The organism is Pedobacter sp. (assembly GCF_041662865.1).
In the GTDB taxonomy this organism is placed as follows: Bacteria; Bacteroidota; Bacteroidia; order Sphingobacteriales; family Sphingobacteriaceae; genus Pedobacter.
The window spans coordinates 1-4,010 of record NZ_JBAZRL010000097.1; the positions used below are offsets into that span (position 1 = coordinate 1).

Annotated in this window: 4 protein-coding genes and 1 tRNA gene; 1 reads left to right on the forward strand and 4 read right to left on the reverse strand. The window is 35.4% G+C overall.

Features of this window, described 5'->3' with window-relative positions; all coding sequences use genetic code 11:
• Positions 1-203 precede the first annotated feature (203 nt).
• The gene (locus WC622_RS16435; RefSeq protein WP_372820778.1) at positions 204-830 is read left to right on the forward strand and encodes a porin family protein; all 627 of its coding nucleotides are present in this window, start codon (positions 204-206) and stop codon (positions 828-830) included.
• A gap of 56 nt (positions 831-886) precedes the next feature.
• Here the strand turns inward: WC622_RS16435 and WC622_RS16440 are convergent, their stop codons facing one another.
• From WC622_RS16440 to WC622_RS16455, 4 genes are all read right to left on the reverse strand, one after another.
• Positions 887-1,645, reverse strand: a complete 759-nt coding sequence (locus tag WC622_RS16440) for a carboxypeptidase-like regulatory domain-containing protein (protein ID WP_372820779.1) — start codon at positions 1,643-1,645, stop codon at positions 887-889.
• 419 nt (positions 1,646-2,064) lie between these two features.
• Positions 2,065-2,152 (reverse strand) — tRNA-Ser (locus WC622_RS16445).
• Between the two features lie 8 nt (positions 2,153-2,160).
• Positions 2,161-3,591 carry a pyruvate kinase gene (gene pyk, locus WC622_RS16450; protein ID WP_372820780.1) on the reverse strand — a complete coding sequence of 477 codons (1,431 nt, stop codon included), beginning with the start codon at positions 3,589-3,591 and terminating at the stop codon, positions 2,161-2,163.
• Positions 3,592-3,731: 140 nt separating this feature from the next.
• The coding region (locus WC622_RS16455; protein WP_372820781.1) for an IPExxxVDY family protein at positions 3,732-4,010 on the reverse strand (279 nt) is incomplete at its 5' end.

Genomic DNA, 4,010 nt, shown 5'->3' on the forward strand with positions numbered 1-4,010 from the left:
TCAAAAATCAAGTATTTCAAGTTGGTTTAGGTGTTAAATTCTAAGGGAATTTAAAAGAGTTAAAGCCGCCTAAAAAGTGGTTTCTCATATAACACGCTAAAACAATAAAAACCTTAGTAACAATCATATTCAAATGAAACCATCATGAGCAATGAGTATTGCTCATGATAGCTTCATTTCCGCTAAAACAAAAATATATTCCAATGAAAAAGCTATTCATAATTGCCTTAGGATTAACATTATCTTTTATAGGCCTAAATACAAAAGCACAAACAATGGATGCCAAATTTGGTATCAAAGCAGGTGGTAATATGACCATGATGGGAAAATACAATTTTGCAGGTACTGAATATACTTCGAAATATGTACCTGGATGGCAAGCTGGTTTCTTTTTAGACCTTCCGTTAAGTGAAAAGCTATCTTTTATGCCTGAAGTATTATACTCGAAAAAAGGTGGCAAAGTGGTAGAGACCGTAGGCGGAACCAGTGGCGAGATTAGACTAAATGCAGGATATATTGACGTCCCAGTGATGCTATCATTTAATGCCACGCCAGAATTTAGCTTACAGCTTGGTGCACAGGCATCATTCCTAATGGATCAAACTACAAAAGTATATGTCAATAACAATTTAACAACTACTGTTACTGACAAAGATAACTTCAGGTCGTCCATTGCAGGCGGTATTGTAGGGTTAGGTTATAAAATTACGCCGAAAGTGAACTTAAACGCTAGGTATACAATGGATTTTCAGCCTATCGCAAAGGATGATATTAATCAAGACAAATCTAAATTCAGTGGATTTGCATTATCGCTTGGCTTTGGCTTCTAAGTAATATTATAATACTAATACCCCTCGTAAATTAAAATTTACGAGGGGTATTTAATTTAAGGCTTAATTCTTTTAAACTCATCGTGGCTTTTCTTTATATAAAGGGTAAGCTCATACCCAGTCATTTTCTTTAAAGTTATAATGCTTGGTCGATAAAGATTCATAAACTTAGTCAGTTCTTCGCCCTCCAAACCAGTAACCAACTTTACTTTCTTTGCCGAGACAACCTCATCAATATAATTTAGCTCCTCGTCACGCAATAATATTTCCTTTAGCTTAGTAGTTTGCGTTTTTTTCCTCCCAATCAAGTTAAATACCTGTAAAACATTTAAACTTACTATAGAAGCTGTTGATCTAGGGTTACTAAACCCAAAGGGTGAATTATAGCTTGGATCTCTTTCGATAAACGCATCAGAAAAACTTGGACCTTTGTATGCAAAAACATTAGCATATTCTTTCCTGAGCGCTAGCGAATCAACTTTATAATTTCTATTAGTTTTAATATTTACTTCTTTTAAAGCAATAGCATCTTGTTTTAAATATATCAAAAGTGTATCGGTAGTCCGATTAACTATTACTTCAGCAGTTTCATAGCCCATCATCCTAACCGCAATTCGATCGCCTACGTTCACATTATTAAGCAGAAACACTCCATTACTATCTGTCAAAACCGTTTTTTTTGAACTAATTACGTAGACATTCGCAATTGGCAATCTACTTACCGCTTCTTTTACTATTCCATATAAATTTTGGGCGTGCACAGCGCCTGAATAGGTAAACAATAAGCTTATCGCCAGAATGACTAATCGAAACATGCCAGTAAATTAATCCATAACTCAATGATTATAAAATTTTTAACAGAGATTAACATTTGGTTAAAACAAAGAATAACTAAAACGGCTGCATCAAAAATCAATAAATGATATATTTGCATATTCAATAATTTGACATGCCAGAGTTACTCCTTTTATGCTTTATGCTAATCCCTCAATTGGTGGCAGGAGTTTTCGCAGTTAATCAAGGTAGAAGTTTTTGGTTTTGGTAATTGATAAGAAAGGTGAAGATGAAGGCCGAAAAGGATATGGTCTAGCCGATCACGTCACTAAAAAGGAACCCTAACACTAATCTAGCATAGGCTCTGTTAAAACTGCTGTATTTAGTAGGACAGTAAACTAAAAACAAGTTGCAGCTCGAGCAAACAAAAAATGCCACCCTACGGGCAGCATTTTTATAGCGGAGAGAGACGGATTCGAACCCTCGATACCCTTTTGGGGTATACACACTTTCCAGGCGTGCTCCTTCGACCACTCGGACACCTCTCCTGTAAACCTTAATCGATTACCGTAATCTTAAGCATATTAGTTTTACCTTTAATTTCCATCGGTATGGCCGCAGTATTGATGATTACATCTCCTTTTTTGATGAGTTTTTTCTTTTTCAAGAAATCATTAACCTCTGTGATGGTATTATCTGTACTCTCAAATTTATCATAGTAAAACCCTCTAACACCCCAAATTAAGCTTAAGGTATTTAACAAGGTCTCATTACTGGTAAAAATAAAAATAGGTGCTTTTGGTCGGTGACTTGCGATTTCAAAAGCAGTATAACCACTTAATGTCATTGAAACAATTCCCACTGCATTAGTTTGCTTAGATAAGAAACAAGCCGAATCGCAAACAGCATCACTTAAGAAGCTTTCAGCGTTTGGTTTTAGAAATTTCTCAGGATTAAATGGATAGTTGTTGGTTTCGATGTTGGTAATGATCTTCTGCATTGTCTCAATCACAATTAGCGGAAATTCTCCAACAGAAGTTTCTCCACTTAACATCACAGCATCCGCACCATCTAACACCGAATTTGCCACATCATTTACCTCTGCACGAGTTGGACGAGGTGTGGTAATCATACTTTCAAGCATTTGCGTAGCGATAATTACAGGCTTTGATGCTGCACGACATTTCTGTACAATCATTTTCTGCAACAAAGGAACTTCTTCCATTGGCATCTCAACACCCAAATCTCCCCTCGCAACCATAATCGCGTCAGAAACAGCAATAATTTCATCAATATTTGCAATCGCTTCTGGCTTTTCGATTTTAGCAACTACTCTTGCAGACTTCCCTCTTTCTTTGATAATATCTTTTAGCTCGATGATGTCTTCAGCATTCCGAACGAAAGATAGTCCAATCCACTCTACGTCATTTTGAAGTACGAACTCCAAATTTTTACGATCTTCAATTGTTAAAGAAGGGATGGAAACTTTAGTGTTAGGAAGATTTACTCCTTTTCTGGAAGTTAGGATACCGCCATGTACAATCTCACAAATCACTTCATCCTTATAGTTGGTCTCGATAACTCTCATCTGCAATTTTCCATCATCCAAAAGGATAATTTCCCCAGCTTTTACATCCTGAGGAAAGTTCTCATAGGTAATATAAATCCGCTCTTCATTTCCAACGCATTCTTGGGTGGTAATAACAGTACGATTTCCATTAACTAAATGAATACCGCCATCTTTAACGGTTCCAATTCTAATTTTCGGACCTTGTAAATCGGCCAAAATACCAACATTATATTTATATTTTTTATTAATACTTCTTATTGTATCTAAAACTTCTTGATGATCAGCTTGCGAGCCATGAGAGAAATTTAGGCGACAAACATCTAAACCTGCATTAAACATACTGTATAAAACTTCTGGTTTAGCTGATGCCGGGCCTAAAGTAGCCACGATCTTTGTTCTTGAATGAAATGGTTTCATCTATATATCTCTTTTATATTAAGATAAAACAAAAAGCAGGAATTAGTTTAAAACGAGCTTGTTTTATCTGTTACTTTATTTTTTTATTGGTTTGATTAAGATTCAAATATAGTGTATTTAATACACGAACAATATAAAATTTACATTACCAAATTTTCTTTCGACTTCAATTTAAGCGGATTAATCAACGCAGCCACCTGTATATCAGGAAGTTTATTGAGTCGACTAACCATAAAATCTACCTCTTCTTTAGCTATAAATTGCTGAATGATCATAAAAAAGTCAACTTTGTTCATTTCGGGAACTAAAAACCCCTCACTGTTCCTATTACCCACTAAATAATAATCCAACTCCCCCTCCTCAACGAAAAAATGATACCTCGAGAAAGCTAGTGGATCTTCATCAATATTATAGTAAAT

What these genes read in the sequence shown, in the direction of transcription:
- WC622_RS16435 (WP_372820778.1), top strand. Translation starts at nt 204, where the DNA reads ATGAAAAAGCTATTCATAATTGCCTTAGGATTAACATTATCTTTTATA.
- WC622_RS16440 (WP_372820779.1), bottom strand. Translation starts at nt 1,645, where the DNA reads ATGTTTCGATTAGTCATTCTGGCGATAAGCTTATTGTTTACCTATTCA.
- pyk (WP_372820780.1), bottom strand. Translation starts at nt 3,591, where the DNA reads ATGAAACCATTTCATTCAAGAACAAAGATCGTGGCTACTTTAGGCCCG.